This is a genomic window from Streptomyces sp. NPDC043427 (genome assembly GCF_056436655.1).
On the sequence record NZ_JBWKCC010000010.1, the window covers coordinates 207,131 to 223,142 of the forward strand.

At 71.3% G+C, this 16,012-nt stretch carries 19 protein-coding genes; 3 read left to right on the forward strand and 16 right to left on the reverse strand.

What is annotated here, in order from left to right; genetic code table 11:
• Nucleotides 1-20: 20 nt before the first annotated feature.
• The 13 genes from AC067M_RS19250 to AC067M_RS19310 form a co-directional block, all read right to left on the reverse strand.
• On the reverse strand, nucleotides 21-305 hold the full coding sequence (locus AC067M_RS19250) for a gas vesicle protein K (protein ID WP_478698181.1): 285 nt from the start codon (nucleotides 303-305) through the stop codon (nucleotides 21-23).
• Nucleotides 302-490 (reverse strand): gas vesicle protein, encoded by a 189-nt coding sequence (locus AC067M_RS19255; protein WP_006376647.1) that lies wholly within the window; start codon nucleotides 488-490, stop codon nucleotides 302-304. The genes AC067M_RS19250 and AC067M_RS19255 overlap by 4 nt, the downstream gene beginning before the upstream one ends.
• On the reverse strand, nucleotides 487-1,269 hold the full coding sequence (locus AC067M_RS19260; protein ID WP_478698182.1) for a GvpL/GvpF family gas vesicle protein: 783 nt from the start codon (nucleotides 1,267-1,269) through the stop codon (nucleotides 487-489). The genes AC067M_RS19255 and AC067M_RS19260 overlap by 4 nt, the downstream gene beginning before the upstream one ends.
• Nucleotides 1,266-1,640: a gas vesicle protein gene (locus AC067M_RS19265; RefSeq protein ID WP_478698183.1), complete on the reverse strand. Its 375-nt coding sequence runs from the start codon at nucleotides 1,638-1,640 to the stop codon at nucleotides 1,266-1,268. Before AC067M_RS19265 ends, AC067M_RS19260 begins: the two co-directional genes overlap by 4 nt.
• Nucleotides 1,637-2,803 (reverse strand): SRPBCC family protein, encoded by a 1,167-nt coding sequence (locus AC067M_RS19270; RefSeq protein ID WP_478698228.1) that lies wholly within the window; start codon nucleotides 2,801-2,803, stop codon nucleotides 1,637-1,639. Before AC067M_RS19270 ends, AC067M_RS19265 begins: the two co-directional genes overlap by 4 nt.
• Nucleotides 2,803-3,495 (reverse strand): DNA primase, encoded by a 693-nt coding sequence (locus tag AC067M_RS19275; protein ID WP_478698184.1) that lies wholly within the window; start codon nucleotides 3,493-3,495, stop codon nucleotides 2,803-2,805. The genes AC067M_RS19270 and AC067M_RS19275 overlap by 1 nt, the downstream gene beginning before the upstream one ends.
• Entirely contained in the window at nucleotides 3,492-3,755 is a 264-nt protein-coding gene (locus AC067M_RS19280) for a gas vesicle protein GvpG (RefSeq protein ID WP_478698185.1), read from the reverse strand. Before AC067M_RS19280 ends, AC067M_RS19275 begins: the two co-directional genes overlap by 4 nt.
• A gap of 5 nt (nucleotides 3,756-3,760) precedes the next feature.
• Complete coding sequence (locus AC067M_RS19285) at nucleotides 3,761-4,525, reverse strand: GvpL/GvpF family gas vesicle protein (RefSeq protein ID WP_478698186.1); 765 nt, start codon at nucleotides 4,523-4,525, stop codon at nucleotides 3,761-3,763.
• Nucleotides 4,522-4,959, reverse strand: a complete 438-nt coding sequence (locus AC067M_RS19290; protein WP_478698187.1) for a gas vesicle structural protein GvpA — start codon at nucleotides 4,957-4,959, stop codon at nucleotides 4,522-4,524. The genes AC067M_RS19285 and AC067M_RS19290 overlap by 4 nt, the downstream gene beginning before the upstream one ends.
• Nucleotides 4,960-5,017: 58 nt before the next feature.
• On the reverse strand, nucleotides 5,018-5,416 hold the full coding sequence (locus AC067M_RS19295) for a gas vesicle protein GvpO (RefSeq protein ID WP_478698188.1): 399 nt from the start codon (nucleotides 5,414-5,416) through the stop codon (nucleotides 5,018-5,020).
• Nucleotides 5,417-5,521: 105 nt separating this feature from the next.
• On the reverse strand, nucleotides 5,522-6,484 hold the full coding sequence (gene ligD, locus AC067M_RS19300; protein WP_478698189.1) for a non-homologous end-joining DNA ligase: 963 nt from the start codon (nucleotides 6,482-6,484) through the stop codon (nucleotides 5,522-5,524).
• Nucleotides 6,481-8,340 (reverse strand): transketolase, encoded by a 1,860-nt coding sequence (locus tag AC067M_RS19305; protein WP_478698190.1) that lies wholly within the window; start codon nucleotides 8,338-8,340, stop codon nucleotides 6,481-6,483. The genes ligD and AC067M_RS19305 overlap by 4 nt, the downstream gene beginning before the upstream one ends.
• Nucleotides 8,337-10,157, reverse strand: a complete 1,821-nt coding sequence (locus AC067M_RS19310; protein WP_478698191.1) for an FAD-dependent oxidoreductase — start codon at nucleotides 10,155-10,157, stop codon at nucleotides 8,337-8,339. The genes AC067M_RS19305 and AC067M_RS19310 overlap by 4 nt, the downstream gene beginning before the upstream one ends.
• 165 nt (nucleotides 10,158-10,322) lie before the next feature.
• On the opposite strand from AC067M_RS19310, the gene AC067M_RS19315 reads away from it, so the two are divergent.
• Nucleotides 10,323-11,288, forward strand: a complete 966-nt coding sequence (locus tag AC067M_RS19315) for an LLM class F420-dependent oxidoreductase (protein ID WP_478698192.1) — start codon at nucleotides 10,323-10,325, stop codon at nucleotides 11,286-11,288.
• 16 nt (nucleotides 11,289-11,304) lie between these two features.
• Nucleotides 11,305-12,420, forward strand: coding sequence for an enolase C-terminal domain-like protein (locus AC067M_RS19320; RefSeq protein ID WP_478698193.1), 1,116 nt, complete (start codon nucleotides 11,305-11,307; stop codon nucleotides 12,418-12,420).
• 251 nt (nucleotides 12,421-12,671) lie between these two features.
• On the opposite strand, the gene AC067M_RS19325 is transcribed toward AC067M_RS19320, so the two are convergent.
• Together AC067M_RS19325 and AC067M_RS19330 are read right to left on the reverse strand one after the other, a co-directional pair.
• Nucleotides 12,672-13,715, reverse strand: a complete 1,044-nt coding sequence (locus tag AC067M_RS19325; RefSeq protein ID WP_478698194.1) for an SDR family oxidoreductase — start codon at nucleotides 13,713-13,715, stop codon at nucleotides 12,672-12,674.
• 18 nt (nucleotides 13,716-13,733) lie between these two features.
• Nucleotides 13,734-14,246: a phage holin family protein gene (locus tag AC067M_RS19330; RefSeq protein ID WP_478698195.1), complete on the reverse strand. Its 513-nt coding sequence runs from the start codon at nucleotides 14,244-14,246 to the stop codon at nucleotides 13,734-13,736.
• Nucleotides 14,247-14,357: 111 nt separating this feature from the next.
• Here AC067M_RS19330 and AC067M_RS19335 point away from each other — a divergent pair, with 111 nt between their 5' ends.
• Complete coding sequence (locus AC067M_RS19335) at nucleotides 14,358-14,708, forward strand: VOC family protein (RefSeq protein ID WP_393618229.1); 351 nt, start codon at nucleotides 14,358-14,360, stop codon at nucleotides 14,706-14,708.
• 18 nt (nucleotides 14,709-14,726) lie between these two features.
• Here the strand turns inward: AC067M_RS19335 and AC067M_RS19340 are convergent, their stop codons facing one another.
• Complete coding sequence (locus AC067M_RS19340) at nucleotides 14,727-15,923, reverse strand: FAD-dependent monooxygenase (protein ID WP_478698229.1); 1,197 nt, start codon at nucleotides 15,921-15,923, stop codon at nucleotides 14,727-14,729.
• Nucleotides 15,924-16,012: the final 89 nt, after the last annotated feature.

A 16,012-nucleotide genomic window follows, 5' to 3' on the forward strand; every position in this document is an offset into this window, starting at 1 on the left:
CCCCGGCCGAACACGCGGGGTCATTCCCTGGGAAGCAGGGGCCCGAGCGGCCCGAGGTCCAGGTTCAGGTCCTCGGGCCGCAGACCGTAGCGGTCGCGCAGCTCGGTCATGCGGTCGTCGAGCAGCATCAGGGTGAGCCCGATCCGCTCCTCCTGCTCCTCGGACAGGTCGCCCGAGTCGAACCGGCGCAGCGCCTGCCGTTCCATCAGCTGACGCAGCAGCTCCACGACGGTGAGGACGAGTTTGACAAGATCGCGCTCCACCGTGTCGGGCTCGAGGTCCAGTCGGTTGCGGCGCTCGGTCATGTCAACTCCCCCCACGGCGAAGGAACCTGCTCGTTCACCGAGCTGATCAGCGCGTTCAGGTCGATGCGGACGAGGTCCACGTCCGCGATGCGCAGGGTGATGTCCCCCGTGATGACGACGCCGCCGGCCAGCAGCCGGTCGAGCAGGTCCACGAGGGCGACCTCACGGCGTTCGACGACGGTCACTCTTGCGCGCCTTCCGTGAGATCTCCCGCGAACGAGTACGCGGCCCAGGGGCCGGTGAGTTCCACGCGCAGCCCGGAGGCCTCGGCCCTCGGGTCGTCCTTGGTGCGGTCCACCAGTTCCACGAACTCCTCGGAATACCGGCGCGGCACCAGATAGGCGGCGTTGAGCACGTTCCGCCCGGAGGCCCCGGACAGAGCGGCGTTCTGCGGTGCGTGCAGTTTGGCGGCCTCGGCGTACGCGGACAGTGTCTCGTGCAGGCGGGTCGCGAACTCCTCCGCCTTCTGCCACTGGTCCTCGTGCGCCCGCACGCGCTGCCTGCGCTGCCGCAGGTAGTCCCGGCCCGAGGCCGCCTTCTCGGCCGGCTGCTCGGTCGGCTGCGACTCCGGTTCGGCGTACACCTTGACGCCCCACTCGACGCGCCCCTCCAGCCGGTCGAGGGTGCGCCGGAACTCCTCCTCGCGCGCCTCGATCATCACGCGAACGCCGCTGTCGTCCCGGAAGACGGTGCCGAGCCGCAGCGGCAGCGGCGTGGTGACGACGGTGAGGGCGTCGATCACGCCCTGGTGGGCCCTGGCGGTCTCGGACAGCCAGTCGAGGTCCTCCAGGTGGGCGTGGAGCGGCTTCTCCGCGAAGTCGCGCTCGGGCACGTGGCTGACCACGGCGATCAGTCCGTGGTGGGGCAGCAGCTTGGCGGGGGCACCGGCCACACCCGTCAGTTCGGCCTGCAGCGGCGCACCGAGGGGGCGGCAGACGGCGTACACGTACCGCAGTCCCGTCATGGGGCCTCCTTCTTCTCGGCCGTCTCGGTCCTCTCGGCCCTCTCGGCCCTCTCGGCGCGGCCGGCCTCCAACTGGTCCAGCCGGGCGAGCCGCTCACGCAGTTCGGCGTTCTCGCGCGCGAGTTCGTCGCGGCGGGCGCGGGAGGACAGCGCGGGGTCGGTCTCCCACCAGTCGATGCCCATCTCCTTCGCCTTGTCGACGGAGGCGACGATGAGCCTGAGCTTGACGGTGAGGAGTTCGATGTCGAGCAGGTTGATGCGGATGTCGCCCGCGATGACGATCCCCTTGTCGAGCACTCGCTCCAGGATGTCGGCAAGGTTGGAGCCGCTGCTCGGGCCGTAGGGGTCCGGCATTCTGCTGGGCATGCTCATCGCCGGCTCCCGGCGTCGGCGTACTCGTCCTCATTCTCGGACTCGTACTCCTCCTCCGGCTCTTCCCCTTCTTCCGGTTCTTCCGCTTCTTCCGCTTCTCCCTCCGGCGCCTCTTCCTCGTCGTACTCGTCGGTCTCTTCGCTCTCGTCCTCGGCGGAGGGGCCTTCCTCCTCTTCCTCGCCTTCGTACTCCTCCTCGTCCTCCTCGGGCGCTTCCTCGTCCCGCGCCTCGGAGTCCTCCTGCTCCTCTTCCTCCGCGGCCAGGGCGTCCTCGTGGCTCTGGACGACCTCGCCGTCGCGGATCTCGCCGCGCCAGCTGTCCTCCGCCTCGCCCTTGAAGGTGATGTGGCGGGCGAAGTTCTTCAGGTCGAGCCGGGCACGGCGTCCCTGGGCGCGCCAGATGTTGCCCGTCTTCTCGAAGAACCCCGAGGGGTAGTACTCGATGAGCAGCACGACGCGGGTGAGGTGGTCGGCGATCCGGTGGAAGGAGACGACGCCTCGCGTGGTGCCCTTGGCGCCCTCCGACGTCCAGCAGATCCGGTCGTCGGGGATCTGCTCGGTGGTCTTGCCCTTCCAGCTGCGGTTGGACCACCACACCTTGAGCTGCCAGTCGGACTGCGTGTCGTCGGCGCGGTTCGCGCTCTTGACGCCCTTGGCGAAGGTGCTGAAGTCCTGGTACTGGGTCCACTGGTCGTAGGCGGTTCGCAGGTCGACGGCGACATCGACGGACTCCATGATGACGGTCGGTTTCTGACCTCCGCCGCCCTTGCGCTTGCCCTTGCCGCCGAAGAGATTCTTGAGCGCGCCCATCGCCTTGTCCTTCATGTGGGAGGCGCCGGTCTCCGCCGCCGCGCGCAGGGGGCCCTTGCCCTCCGCGAGCTTGCGGCCGCCGTCGAGGGCGAGCTTGGCGAAGCCCGGGCTCTTGCCCTCGGCGATGTCGTTGAGCTTGACCGTGGTCGCGCCGAGTTTGCGACCCGCACCGACCAGCACCCGCTGGGCCTGCGCGGCGAGGTACTCCTGCACCTCCGCCTTGAGCCGGTCGGCTGCCTCGCTCTGGGCGAGGCCGGTGAGGGGGTTGTTCGTCGCCGCGCCGGTAGCCGTGCCGGCCGCCTTGCCGGTGGCCTTGCCCGCCGCGTTCTGCGCGTTTCCTAGGGTCTCGGTCATCATTCACCGCCGCCCTTCGGCAGTCGCCCGCCGGCCCGGCGCGCTCCGCCGCGTGCCGCCGCGGTCTTCCTGCCGGCCGTCTTCTTCGCGGTGGTCTTCGTGGCCGCCGCCTTCTTGGCCGGAGCCTTGCCCGCCGCTGACTTCTTCGCAGGCGCCTTCGCGGGCGCCTTCTTGGCGGCCTTCTTCGCCGCCTCCTTGCGCGGCGGCTCCGGCTCCTCCTCGTCCTCCTCCTCGTCCTCCTCCTGCGGCTCCTCGTCCTCGGCGGTCGCCTCCTCCTCCTGCGGTTCCTCGTCCTCCTCGGTCTCGTCCTCGGCCGTCGCCTCCTCGGGCTCCTCCTCGTCCTCGGAGTCGTCGGAGTCCTGCGCGCCCGGCACCACGCCCGCCAGCTGGTCACGGACCTGGCCGGTACGGCCGTGCAGCCGGTCGGCGAGCGCGGTCATCTGCCGTTCGACCATGGCGCCCGAGGCCGCTTTGCCGACCCCGCTCAGGTCCTGGCGCAGCTGGTCGCCGATCTCCTTGAACTGCGGGTTGTTCTGCAGTTGCTCGGAGAGCAGGTTCGCGATCCCCTTCGGGGTCAGGTTCATCTTCTTGCCGGCCACGAGGGAACCCACCGCCATGGCCATTTTCATCTTCTTGGTACGTCCGAGGACGTATCCGGCCCCTATCGCCAGGCCCAGTCCCACTCTGTTCATCGCGCTGTCCCCTCGCCTGTTCCGGTACTCCCGCCCATGCCGGTCTCCAGCCGGTCGAGGAGCTCGTCCTCCTGGCGGTCGAACTCGTCCTCGTCGATCTCACCCGCCTCCAACCGCTCTTCCAGGCGGGCGAGTTCGGCCCGGACCGTGGCGGGGTCGTAGTAGATCCGTTCCGCCTCGCTCAGCACCTGTCTGATCGCCCAAGCGCTGCCGCGCACCGGTGCGAACGGCAGCAGCAGCACCTCCGAGATCAGCCCCATGCCACTCACTCCTCCGCGGTCTCCGCGCCGGCCGTGGTGCCCGCGGGCTCGGCGGGGCCGGGCTCGACGAAGCTGTACGGGGGCAGCGGGCCGTTGACCTTCAGTTCGAGGTGGGGGTGGCCCTTGCGGAGCTGCTCCACCGCGGCGAGGAAGTTCTCAGCCGAGTCGCGCTCCACCAGGAACGACACGTTGGCGAGCCAGCCCGTGGACTCGGGGCCGACGCTCACCGCGGCGGCGGCCGGTTCCAGGGTGTGCTGCACGTCCACCGCGTCGTCGGCCTCGCGGGCCTTGACCGCGGACGCCACCATCTCGCCGAGCCGCAGCCGATCCTCGTAGGTGCCGCCGCCCGCCTTGCGGTTGGCCTCCGCCTGGGACCGCAGTTCCGGGCTCTCCGACATCACGCGGTGCAGCACGGCCTGCTCGTCGTGGGTGGCCTTGACGTTGTACTCGACCTTGCCGTCCAGCGTGCGCAGGCGCTCCAGGTAGTGCTCGGCGCGTTCGCCCAGCACTCCGGTGACGGTGTCGTCGTCCGGGGCGACGCTGCCGAACCGCATGGGCAGCACGCAGCCGCCCCCGCCCGCCTCGGCGAGCACGTTCTGGTGGGCCAGCAGTTCCTTGCGCTTGGGCCGCAGCCCCTCGGGGGCGTCGCTGACGACTGCCGCCAGTTCACCCTCCTTCAGGATGCGCACGGGGAGCTCGCTCACGCCGCCCATGCCCTCGGGCAGCGACGGATGGGAAGCGGCGGTGATGCCGTAGACGTACGTGCTCACTCCTCTCCCTCCTTCCGGCGCGACGCCGTGGACTTGCGGGTCCGCGGCCTGGATTCGGACCTGGACTCGGTCTGGCCCTCCTCACGTGCCTCCTTGAAGGCGCCGGATATGGTCTCGGCAGCGCCGGACAGCGCCCCCTTGGACTTGCCGCGCGCACCGGACTCGGTGATCTCGCCGACGAGGTCGGGCAGGCCCGGGTCCTTGCGGGGGCCGGCCTCGAGGTCGAGGCGGTTGCACGCCTCGGCGAAGCGCAGGTAGGTGTCGACGCTGGCCACGACGACCCGTACGTCGATCTTCAGGATCTCGATGCCGACGAGGGAGACTCGCACGAACGCGTCGATGACCAGCCCCCTGTCGAGGACGAGTTCCAGAACGTCGTAGAGGCCGCTGGAGCCGCCTCCGCCGCCGGTCTGCTGTGCCGGGACTACGGTCATGCCGACCGTGCCTCCTTGTCTGTGGTCTCGGGAACGGTTGGTGTCGCGGGCGGGCGGCCTAGCGGCCGCCGGGCCGGTGTGAGTCGGCCCGCCCGCGTTCGTAGCGGCGAACGCGCCGGTAGCCGGTGAGCTGGCCCTGCGGGTCGAGGTCGACCTGGTAGCTCGCCATCAGGCTCATCGTGTCGGGCACGCGGGCCAGCTCCAGGACCTCGACCTCCAGCGACCAGCCGTCCTCCGTCTGCTCGAAGGACGAGACGCTCTCGGCGGTCATGCCGGTCAGCTCCGTGAGCTGGGCGCGCGCGTCCCGCAGCACCTCCATGGGCCTGGGCCGGTCGTCCGCCACGGGCTTTTCCTTACGTTCGGAGTTCCCTGAATCACGAGGTTCACCGCGCCGTTCGTCACGACTTCGGCTATTTCGTGAATCCTGTGTCTGTGCTGTGTTCTTTGTGTTCGACATGGCCACCTCTTCCTTCGGGTGGCCGCTTGGCCATTGGCCAAACCTTCAGGAGCGCATGCGTCGGAGACGGGACGCGTTCCAGGCACGTCCCGCCCGGTAGGTGGTTCAGCCACGCAATTTGTTGAGTCTGCGGCGCGCCGGTCCCAGTGCCCGGCCGGTCCGCATCGTGTCGGCCCAGGGGTTGGTGCGGGCCTGGTCGACGGCGTCGGCGACGCTGAAGCTGCGCGCGTCGAGCTCCGGGTCGTCCAGCTGGGGCCAGGAGATGGGGGTGGCCACGGGTGCGCCGGGCCGGGCGCGCACCGCGAAGGGCGCGACCGCCGTCTGCGCGTAGGCGTTGCGCTGCACGTCGAGGTAGAGCCGCTCGCCGCGCTCCTTCTTGCGGGCGGCCGTGGTGAGCCGGTCGGGGTGGGCGGCGGCGAGGATGTCGGCGGTGTCCCGGGCGAACGCGCGCACCTCGTCGAAGTCGTGGCGGCCGTTGAGGGGCACCACGATGTGCAGTCCGCGCGAGCCGGTGGTCATCGGCGCCGAGGGCAGCTTCAGCTCGTCGAGCAGCTCACGCAGCAGCCGGGCCGCCTCGCGCACCGCTGGGAAGTCGTCCCCGGCCGGGTCGAGGTCGAAGACCAGCCGGTCGGGCCGGTCGGTGGGGTTCCCCCCGCTCGAGCGAAGTCGAGAGTGGGGAACGTCGACGCGGGACAGCCAGCGGTGCAGGGTGAGGCTGGCCTGGTCGGCGAGGTAGAGGAGGGTGGCGGTGTCGTCGCAGACGGTGTGGCAGACGGTGCCGCCCTCCTTGGGCACCTCGACACGGGTGATCCACTCCGGGTAGTTCTCCGGGGTGTTCTTCTGCATGAAGCGGGGGCCGTCGATGCCGTCCGGGTGCCGCTCCAGCATCAGCGGACGGCCCCGCAGGTGCGGCAGCATGAACGGGGCGACGGCCCGGTAGTAGTCGACGAGGTCGCCCTTGGTGTACTCCTTGGCGCCCCCGCCACCGGGGAAGAGCACCTTGTCGGGCCGGTGCACCTCCACCGAGCGGCGGCCCGCCCGCACGGTCCGCGTGACGCCCTCGCTCACGGCACGATCGCCTGCTCCACCAGCAGCCGGCCGGCTGCCGCGATCGACTCGGCGTCGATGCCCGCGGCATGCAGCTGCTCGTCCGGGGACGCCGAGCCCGGCATCGTACGGACAGCGAGCCGTACCAGGCGCGGTACGGGACGCCCGTCGAGGAACGCGTCGAGTACGGCGTCCCCGATGCCGCCCTCCTCGTGGTGGTCCTCCACGGTGAGCAGGCAGCCGGTGTCCTCGGCCGCCTTGCGCAAGGTGGCCCGGTCGACGGGCTTGACCGAGTACAGGTCGACGACCCTCACCCGGATGCCCTCGCGCTCCAGCGTGTCGGCGGCGGCAAGCGCCTCGTGCAGGGTGACGCCCGCCGCGACGACGGTCAGCCGGTCCTGGTCGGAGGAGCGCAGCACCTTGCTGCCGCCGATCGGGAACTCCTCCTCGGGGCCGTAGATCACCGGGCTCTCGCCCCGCGAGGTGCGCAGGTAACGGATGCCCTCCAGGTCCGCCATCGCCTCGACCAGGCGGGCGGTCTGGTTGGCGTCGCAGGGGTACAGCACGGTCGAGCCGTGCACCGCGCGGAACATCGCCAGGTCCTCCAGGCCCATCTGGGAGGGCCCGTCCTGTCCGATGGCGACACCCGCGTGGGAGCCGACCAGGTTGATTCCGGCGCCGCTGATGGAGGCCATGCGCACGAAGTCGTACGCGCGCGTGAGGAACGCCGCGAACGTCGAGGCGTACGGCACCCAGCCGCGCGTCGACAGGCCGACGGCGGTGGCGACGAGCTGCTGCTCGGCGATGTAGCACTCGAAGTAGCGCTCGGGGTGTTCCTTGGCGAAGAACTCCGCGCGGGTGGAGTCGCCGACCTCGCCGTCCAGGGCGACGACGTCGCCGCGGCCGCTGCCGAGCGCGGCGAGCGCCTGGCCGAAGGCGTTGCGGGTGGCGACACCCTTCTCGGAGTCCCCCGGGTCGAAGCGGGGCAGTTCCACGTGTCCGGCGCGGACCGCGTGCAGCAGGCGGGCGGCCGGGGGTTCGTGCACCTCGACGCGGATGTCGCGGATCCCGCCGAGCTCCTCGATCGCGTCGTCGGCGTTCTTCAGCGGCTTGCCGTGCAGGCCCTCACGGTCCTCGGCGTCGGCCACGCCCTTGCCCTTGAGAGTGCGGGCTAGGATCGCCGTCGGCTGGCCCTTGGTGGAGGCGGCCTCGCCGTACGCGCGGTCGACGGCGTCCACGTCGTGGCCGTCGATCTCGACGGTGTGCCAGCCGAACGCCTGGAAGCGGCGGGCGTAGGCGTCGAGGTCGTGGCCGTGCCGGGTCGGTCCGCGCTGGCCGAGCCGGTTGACGTCGACGATCACGGTGAGGTTGTCGAGGTGTTCGTGGCCCGCGTGCTCGGCGGCCTCCCACACGGAGCCCTCGGCGAGCTCGCTGTCGCCGCACATCACCCACACCCGGTAGTCGGCCCGGTCCAGCCGCTTGCCGGCCAGCGCGATGCCGATGCCGACGGGCAGGCCCTGGCCGAGCGAGCCGGTGGCCGTCTCGACCCACGGCAGCCGCTGCGGGGTGGGGTGCCCTTCGAGGCGGCTGCCCAGCTTGCGGTACGTGGTCAGCAGCTCGTCCTCGTCGATGGCGCCGGCCGCTTTGTACGCGGAGTACAGCAGCGGCGAGGCGTGTCCCTTGGAGAGGACGAAGCGGTCGTTGGCGGGGTGGGCGGGGCGGTCGAAGTCGTAGCGGAAGTGGTTCGCGAGCAGTACGGCCATCAGGTCCGCGGCGGACATCGAGGACGTCGGATGCCCGGACCCGGCTGCCGCGGCCGCCCGCACACTGTCCACGCGCAACTGCTGTCCCAGTTCGACGAGTTCACCGGTGTTCATGAGTCTCCTTCCGCTTGCGCGGGTGTATCGGTTCGCTTCACGGGGCCCGGGGCGGGGTGCTCCTCCGCCGACTCGGGCCGGTTGGGGGCGGGGGCGGGTTGGTTCTTGGCGGGCTGACCGCGGGACTGGTTCTTGGCCGGTTCACCGCCGGGCTGGTTCTTCGCGGGCTCGCCGCCGGGTTGGTTCTTGGCGGACTCGCCGCCGGGTTGGTTCTTGGCGGACTCGCCGCCGGGCTGGTTCTTCGCGGGCTCCGGGGCGACTCGGTTCTTCGCGGGGTCCGCGCCCGACTGGTCGCGTGGGGACTCACTGCCCGACGGGCTCTTCGTCGGCTCCGGGTCCACCCGGCTCCGGGCCGGTTTGTCGGCCGACTGGTCACTGTCCGACTCGCCCGTGTCCGCCTCCGTCGCCGCGCCCGGTCCCGCCTTCGCCTTCTTCTGACGTTGCCTTTCCTGCTTCCCGTGCTTCTCCTGCTTCTCCGGCCCCTCCTGCTTTCCCTGCCTCCGCCCCTCCGGGCCGCCCGGCACCCGTGCCAGCTCAGGTGACGACGTGTCGAGCGGGACCGACCAGGACCGTACGAGGCCCAGCTGGACGGCCTGGCGGGGCAGGACCGCGTCCAGGAGCCAGTCGGCGACGACACGGACGCGGTTGCCCGGCATCGCCGCGAGGTGGTAGCCGCGGGTGACGAGGCCGGCCGCCGGACCGGAGAGGGCCACGCCGAACGGGTTGGCGGCGGCCTTTGCCCCGCCGAGGTCCACCACGAACCCCTTGTCGCTGTGGCGGTACGGGCGCCGCTCCCCCACGCCGAGCGAGGCGGCCACGTTCTCGGCGCAGACCTTGCCGTGCCGCCAGGCGTGCTGCGCGGTCATCGGCGTGTACTGGCCGGGCTGGTCCAGGTCGGGCACGGCGGCCGCGTCCCCGCAAGCGAACACCTCCGGCCGCCCCGGCACCTGGAGGTAGGGGTCGACGAGCAGCCGGCCGCGTTCCATGGGCAGCCCGAGCGACTCCGCGAGCGGATCGGGCCGTACGCCCACGCACCACACGACCGTGCGCGTGGGGACGAACTCGCCGTCGGTCAGCAGCACCCCGTCGTGCGTGGCCTCCTTCACGGAGGTCCCCATCCGCACGTCGACGCCCCGCTCCCGCAGCACCTGGTCGGCGGTGCGCGACAGCCTCTCGTCCAGCTCCGGCAGCACGCGCGGCGCGATGTCCAGCAGCATCCAGCGCGGCCGCATGCCCTGGCGCAGCGGGTGCCTGCGGACCTGCGCGTCGGTGAACAGCTTTCCGTGCGCGGCGACCTCGGTCCCGGTGTAGCCCGCGCCGACCACGACGAAGGTGCACCGCGCGGCGCAGCTCTCGGGGTCGTCGGAGGCGGCGGCCAGTTCCACCTGCCGGGTCACGTGGTCGCGCAGGTACAGCGCCTCGGGCAGCCCACGGAAGCCGTGCGCGTGCTCGGCGACCCCGGGGATCGGCAGCAGCTTGTTGACGCTGCCGGCGGCGATCACCAGCCGGTCGTACTCCAGCGTGCCCTCGTCGCCCTCGGGGTCGGTGTAGTGCACGGCGCGCCCGTCGAGGTCGATGCCGTCGGCCTCGCCGAGCACCAGCCGTACGTGGGGCAGCGTGCCGGAGAGGGAGACGGTGACCCGCCGCGGCTCCAGGATGCCGGCGGCCACCTGGGGCAGCAGGGGCAGGTACAGGAAGTAGTCCGTCGGGTTCAGCAGGGTGATGTCGGCCTTGCCCCGGGACATCCGCGCCAGGGTGCGGGCCGTGCGGTACCCGGCGAAGCCGGCACCGACGATCAGGATGCGGGGTCGACTCACGGTTCGCCTCCGGCGGTGGGCGCGTACGAGGGCGTACGGCAGTGGCACGTACGAGGTTTTCCGCGTCCCCCTGGCCAGGGCACCCAAACGTCCGCTGGTTTCCCGCCGGGCCGCCGGGTAACTCGGACGGCGTCCCGACCCGCCTTCGACATGGAGGTATTCCCCATGCCCGAATACGGCTATTTCCTGTCCTGCGAGGAGTTCGGCCCCGCGGATCTCGTCGAGCAGGCGAGGATGGCCGAGCAGGCCGGATTCCAGTCGCTGTGGATCTCCGACCACTACCACCCGTGGAACGACGCGCAGGGGCAGAGCCCCTTCGTGTGGTCGGTGATCGGGGCGATCTCGGAGGCGGTGTCGCTGCCGATCGAGACGGCGGTCACCTGCCCGACGGTCCGGATCCACCCGGCGGTGGTGGCGCAGGCCGCAGCGACCAGCGCGGTGATGACGAACGGCCGTTTCCGCCTGGGCGTGGGGTCGGGCGAGGCGCTGAACGAGCACATCCTCGGCCATGTGTGGCCGCCCGCGACCGTCCGTCTGGAGATGCTGGAGGAGTCGATCCAGATCATGCGCCGACTGTTCACGGGCGAGGAGGTCACCCACCACGGCACCCACTACACGGTGGAGAACGCCCGCCTGTACACGGTCCCCGACGAGCCCGTCCCGATCGACATCTCCGGCTTCGGCCCGGCGGCGACCTCGCTCGCGGCCCGCATCGGCGACGGCTACATCACGATGATGCCCGAGCAGCCGATGGTGGAGCAGTTCCGCAAGGGCGGCGGGGGCACCAAGCCGGTGATCGGCGGGACGAAGGTCTGCTACGGCACCGACCGCGACGAGGCCGTGCGGACCGTGCAGCGGCTGTGGTTCAACCAGTTCCTGCCCGGTGAGATGGGCCAGATCCTGCCCTCGCCGAAGCACTTCGAGCAGCTCGCGCCGCTGGTCACCGAGGAGATGGTGCGCGAGAAGGCGGTGTGCGGGGACGACGTCGACGAGCACGTCGCCGCGCTGAACGCCTTCGCGGAGGCGGGCTTCGACCGGGTCTACGTCAACCAGATCGGCCCCGACCAGCGCGGCTTCTTCGACTTCTACCGGACGAAGGTACTGCCGCAGCTCCAGCCGAACGGGCACTGAGGGGCAGGACACCGGCATGACGCTCGGTTCGACGCTCGGCCAGAGACTCCACCGTCCCGCCGTGTCGGTGTACACGGTGCCCACGGACGCCCCCGAGGCGGACGGCACGCTGGCCTGGGACTCCACGACCGTGGTCCTCGCCGAGGTGACGGCGGGCGACGCGACGGGCACCGGCTGGACGTACGGCCCGGCGGCGGTCGGCGAGTTCCTGGAGGAGCACCTCGCCCCGCTGATCGAGGGGCGGGACGCCCTGGACGTCCCGGCGGTGCACGAGGCGCTGTGCCGGTCGGTCCGCAACGCGGGCCGACCAGGCATCGCCGCCTGCGCGATCTCGGCCCTCGACATCGCCCTGTGGGACCTCAAGGCCCGTCTCCTGGAACTCCCGCTGGCCCGTCTGCTGGGCGTGGCCCGCGAGGAGGTCCCGGTGTACGGCAGCGGCGGCTTCACGACCTACCACGACACGCATCTGGCGGCCCAACTGGGCGGCTGGGTGCACGGTCAGCACATCCCCCGCGTGAAGATCAAGATCGGTGAGGGCTGGGGGCGCGCGGTGGAGCGCGATCTGGCCCGGGTCCACGCGGCCCGCGAGGTGATCGGCCCCGAGGCGGAGCTGTACGTCGACGCCAACGGCGCCTACACCCGCAAGCAGGCGGTCCGTGTCGGTCACGCCCTCGCCGAGCAGGGGGTGGGCTGGTTCGAGGAGCCGGTGTCCTCCGACGACCTGACGGGGCTGCGCCTGGTCCGGGACGCGCTGGTCTGCGACGTCACGGCCGGGGAGTACGGCTACGACCTGCCCTACTTCGCCCGCATGATCGCCGCCGGCGCGGTGGACTGCCTCCAGGTCGACGCGACCCGCTGCGGCGGCCTGACGGAGTACCTCCGCGCGGCCGCCCTCGCCCAGGCCCACGGCCTGGAGATCTCCGCCCACTGCGCCCCCCACGTCCACGCCGCCGCGTCCGCCGCCCTCCCCAACGTCCGCCACCTCGAGTGGTTCCACGACCACGTCCGCATCGAGTCCCTCTTCTTCGACGGCGCCTTGGACCCGACGGGCGGCACGGTACGGCCCGTGGAGGGCTTGGGCCACGGCCTGACGCTGAGGACGGAGGACGTGGAGGAGTACAGGGTGGCTTAGGGCCTCTCGTTTGGACCACGCCGGGCTCGCGGGGTCCGGCACCGCGCCTCGCCGCGTTGTCGTCGGTCGGCAGGGCTCCGCCCTGCCGCCCTCCTCCGCCTTGCGACGCACGGCACCGGACTCCGCTCCCTGATCCGGCCTGATCCAAACGAAAGACCCTAGCTGCCGGGTGTCTTTTCCGGGTGTCTTACCTTTCCGGGTGTCTTATGAGGGGCTGGCCATCCGACCACCCCTCATGTACGCCGCAGCTCTTACGTCCGCCGCAGCGGCGCCCAGCCGCGACGGCGCAGCCCGGCGGTGACCGCGGCGCCCAGCCCGCCGACCAGCAGACCCATCCCCACACGCCCGCGGTTCAGCGAGGCCCACTCCTGCGGACTCCCGGACACGGACTCCCCGTCGAAGCGCCCGTGCGCCCCGAAGTCATGCCCGTGCGGACCGTCGGCGGGGCTCCACAGATTTCCGGGCCCCTCATGGCTTCCTTCCTCCTGCTGCGCCTCGAACCCGGTCCGTCCCAGATACCGGTCCAGAACCCCGGGCGCCACCGCGTTGGCGACGAGCGTGGCGGCCGTGGAACCGCCGACCCAGTACTCCCGCCGCCGCCCGTGCGCAGCGGCATGCACGATCGCCCGCGCCGCGACCTCCGGCTGATACACCGGGGCCACCGGCCGCGCCCGCCCCGGCATCCGGTTCAACACCCACTCGAACTGGGGGGTGTTGACGGCCGGCAGCTGCACCATCGTCGTACGGACCCGGCTCTTGGCGTGCAGCAACTCGCACCGCAGCGACTCGTTGAAGCCCTGGATCGCGTGCTTGGCCCCGCAGTAGGCCGACTGCAGCGGCACCCCGCGGTACGCCAGCGCGGAGCCGACCTGCACGATGGTGCCCCGGTCGCGTCGCAGCATGTGCCGCAGCGCGGCCCGCGTCCCGAAGACGTAGCCCAGGTACGTCACTTCCGTCACCCGGCGGAACTCGTCCGGGTTGATCTCGGTGAAGGGCGCGAAGACCCCGGCGAAGGCGTTGTTGACCCACACGTCGATGCGGCCGAACGCGTCGGCCACCTGCTGGGCCGCGTCGTCGACCGCCTTGGCGTCGGCCATGTCGACGCTGACGACGAGCGCCTCACCTCCGGCCCGCTGCACCTCGTCGGCCGTCGCGGCGAGGCCCTCGCGTCCCCGCGCCAGGAGTGCGACCCGGTCGCCCCGCGCGGCGAACGCCAGAGCCGTCGCCCGGCCGACGCCTCCGCTGGCGCCGGTCACCACTACGGCCCTGCGCCCCTTCGTCAGCGGCCGTGTCATGGACGTACGCATGCGGCATCACGCCCGGTGCTGGGGCGACTCGGGGTCGATGTCGTCCTGGCGGGGCGCCGCGGGCCCGTACCTGCCGGGGTTGCCGGGCGCGTTGCCGGGCGCGACGGGCGGCATCGGCGGGTACGGCAGGCCCAGTCCGCCCGGGGGCGCGACCGGCGGGGTGCCGCCGATGGTGCGTCCGTGGCCGGCGGCGTGCTCGGCCTCGTGCCCGGGCGTCGACCCGGACCCGTGCGGGTGGGCGGCGCCGCGCAGCAGGTAGGCCGCCACGCCCAGGATCACCGCGGTGATCAGCGCTGCCGCCCAGTCCGGCAGGCCGATGGCGAGGGCGAGTCCCACGGCGAGGGCGAGCGCCGCGCCCGCGTACAGGGCGACGGCCCCGGACGCCGCGTACAGCGTGGCCTTGCGGCGCTGCCTGCGGGTCTGCTCGCGCAGTTCCTCGCGGATGGTCTCGCGCGCCACCTGCGCCAGTTCGTCGACCAGATGCTTGTCCAGATGCTCCAGGTGATCCATGCGGTCCATGGCCGCCGGGTACCCCCGGTGACAGCCGCGTAACGCCTGTCGAGACGATCGCGGTGCCCCGGAAACGCCGGAAACGATCTCCTCCTCCGGCGGACCAACTAGGCTCCTTCCATGGACATTCTGGGAGCCACGCTGCGCATCTGCGTAGACGACCTCGAGTCCGCGATCCCCTTCTACGAACGGCTCGTGGGCAGCGAGGCCCTCCGCTTCGAACGCGGCGGCGTGCAGGTCGCCGCGCTCGGCTTCTTCCTCTTGATGAGCGGACCGGAGGCCGAGCTGGAGGTGCTGCGCAAGGTCGCCGCGACGATCGCCGTGTCGGACGTCGACGAGGCACACAAGACCCTCACCGAACTGGGCGCCGACGTCATCGCGGGCCCGGTCCCCACCCCGGTGGGCCGCAACCTGATCGCCCGCCACCCGGACGGCACGATCTACGAGTACGTCGACAGACGCCGCGCCTAAGGCGTGTCGCAGGCGAAATCAGTCGGCGGGCTTGCCGAACCAGCGGGAGAGGTGGTCGTCCAGGTCCTGCTGATCGTCGCCGATCCAGGCGACGTGGCCGTCGGGGCGTAGCAGGACGCACGGAACATCGAGTACCGCAGTGGGATCCGCGAGGTGATCGACCCGGTCCGACCAGCCGCCGACGGTCAGGCGTTCGGTGCGGTCCAGCAGCAGGCCGCGGCCGCGGTGCAGCAGACCGTAGAGGCGGCCCTGTTTCACGTCGATGTCGCGCAGGCGGCGGCCGAGCAGGTCGGGGCCTTCGCCGAAGTCGTAGCGGATGCCGATCGCGGTGATCTTCTCGATCAGACGGCGGTTCACCTCGTCGAAGTCCAGCAGTTCGGTGAGCAGCCTGCGCACGGCCCGCGGGCCCGGTTCGGTGGACAGCAGTTCCATCTGGGCGCGGGTGTTGTCCAGCACGTCCTCGGCGACCGGATGGCGTTCGGCCTGGTAGGTGTCCAGCAGTGTTTTCGGCGCCCAGCCGCGGATCTGTGCGGCCAGTTTCCAGCCGAGGTTGAATGCGTCCTGAACGCCCAGGTTGAGGCCCTGTCCGCCGGTGGGTGGATGGACGTGTGCCGCATCGCCGGCCAGCAGCACCCGCCCGACCCGATAGCGTTCGGCCAGCCGGGTGGCATCCCCGAAGCGGGACAACCAGCGCGGGGAGTGCACGCCGAAATCGGTTCCGGCGACGGCGCGCAGCTGTTGTTTGAAATCCTCGAGGGTGGGTGCTTCCGCGCGATCGCTGACTCCCGCGGCGGGGACTACGACGCTATATGCCCCTTCGCCGAAGGGCCTGAGCCAGAAGCGCTTGTTGGTCTCGCCGATTTCGGCCACCTTGGCGGCGACCTCCTCCTGCGGCACGCCCACTTCCATCTCGCCCATCAGCGTCTCGGTCCGCGAGGGCTCACCGGGGAAGCCGACGCCGAGCAGTTTGCGCACCGTACTGCGGCCGCCGTCACAACCGACGAGATACCGCGAACGCAGCTGTTCGCCGTCGGCCAGCTGGACGGTCACACCCTCGTCGTCCTGCTCGAAACCGGCCACCGCGCAACCGCGCCGGACCTGCGCGCCCAGTTGGATCGCATGTTCCTCGAGCAGCTGAACGATGACCGGCTGCGGGATGCCCAGCAGATAGGCGTGCGCGGAATCCGCTACAAGCCCGAGCATCACCCCGTCCATTCCTTTCCTGGGCCCGGTCCGCACGACGAAATTCCGCATGCGGTGCCCCCTCGTCGACGTAGAGTCTGGCCTCGCGGGACATCCAGCAC

What these genes read in the sequence shown, in the direction of transcription:
- AC067M_RS19250 (WP_478698181.1), bottom strand. Translation starts at nt 305, where the DNA reads ATGACCGAGCGCCGCAACCGACTGGACCTCGAGCCCGACACGGTGGAG.
- AC067M_RS19260 (WP_478698182.1), bottom strand. Translation starts at nt 1,269, where the DNA reads ATGACGGGACTGCGGTACGTGTACGCCGTCTGCCGCCCCCTCGGTGCG.
- AC067M_RS19265 (WP_478698183.1), bottom strand. Translation starts at nt 1,640, where the DNA reads ATGAGCATGCCCAGCAGAATGCCGGACCCCTACGGCCCGAGCAGCGGC.
- AC067M_RS19270 (WP_478698228.1), bottom strand. Translation starts at nt 2,803, where the DNA reads ATGACCGAGACCCTAGGAAACGCGCAGAACGCGGCGGGCAAGGCCACC.
- AC067M_RS19275 (WP_478698184.1), bottom strand. Translation starts at nt 3,495, where the DNA reads ATGAACAGAGTGGGACTGGGCCTGGCGATAGGGGCCGGATACGTCCTC.
- AC067M_RS19280 (WP_478698185.1), bottom strand. Translation starts at nt 3,755, where the DNA reads ATGGGGCTGATCTCGGAGGTGCTGCTGCTGCCGTTCGCACCGGTGCGC.
- AC067M_RS19290 (WP_478698187.1), bottom strand. Translation starts at nt 4,959, where the DNA reads ATGACCGTAGTCCCGGCACAGCAGACCGGCGGCGGAGGCGGCTCCAGC.
- AC067M_RS19295 (WP_478698188.1), bottom strand. Translation starts at nt 5,416, where the DNA reads ATGTCGAACACAAAGAACACAGCACAGACACAGGATTCACGAAATAGC.
- AC067M_RS19305 (WP_478698190.1), bottom strand. Translation starts at nt 8,340, where the DNA reads ATGAACACCGGTGAACTCGTCGAACTGGGACAGCAGTTGCGCGTGGAC.
- AC067M_RS19315 (WP_478698192.1), top strand. Translation starts at nt 10,323, where the DNA reads ATGCCCGAATACGGCTATTTCCTGTCCTGCGAGGAGTTCGGCCCCGCG.
- AC067M_RS19320 (WP_478698193.1), top strand. Translation starts at nt 11,305, where the DNA reads ATGACGCTCGGTTCGACGCTCGGCCAGAGACTCCACCGTCCCGCCGTG.
- AC067M_RS19325 (WP_478698194.1), bottom strand. Translation starts at nt 13,715, where the DNA reads ATGACACGGCCGCTGACGAAGGGGCGCAGGGCCGTAGTGGTGACCGGC.
- AC067M_RS19330 (WP_478698195.1), bottom strand. Translation starts at nt 14,246, where the DNA reads ATGGACCGCATGGATCACCTGGAGCATCTGGACAAGCATCTGGTCGAC.
- AC067M_RS19335 (WP_393618229.1), top strand. Translation starts at nt 14,358, where the DNA reads ATGGACATTCTGGGAGCCACGCTGCGCATCTGCGTAGACGACCTCGAG.
- AC067M_RS19340 (WP_478698229.1), bottom strand. Translation starts at nt 15,923, where the DNA reads ATGGACGGGGTGATGCTCGGGCTTGTAGCGGATTCCGCGCACGCCTAT.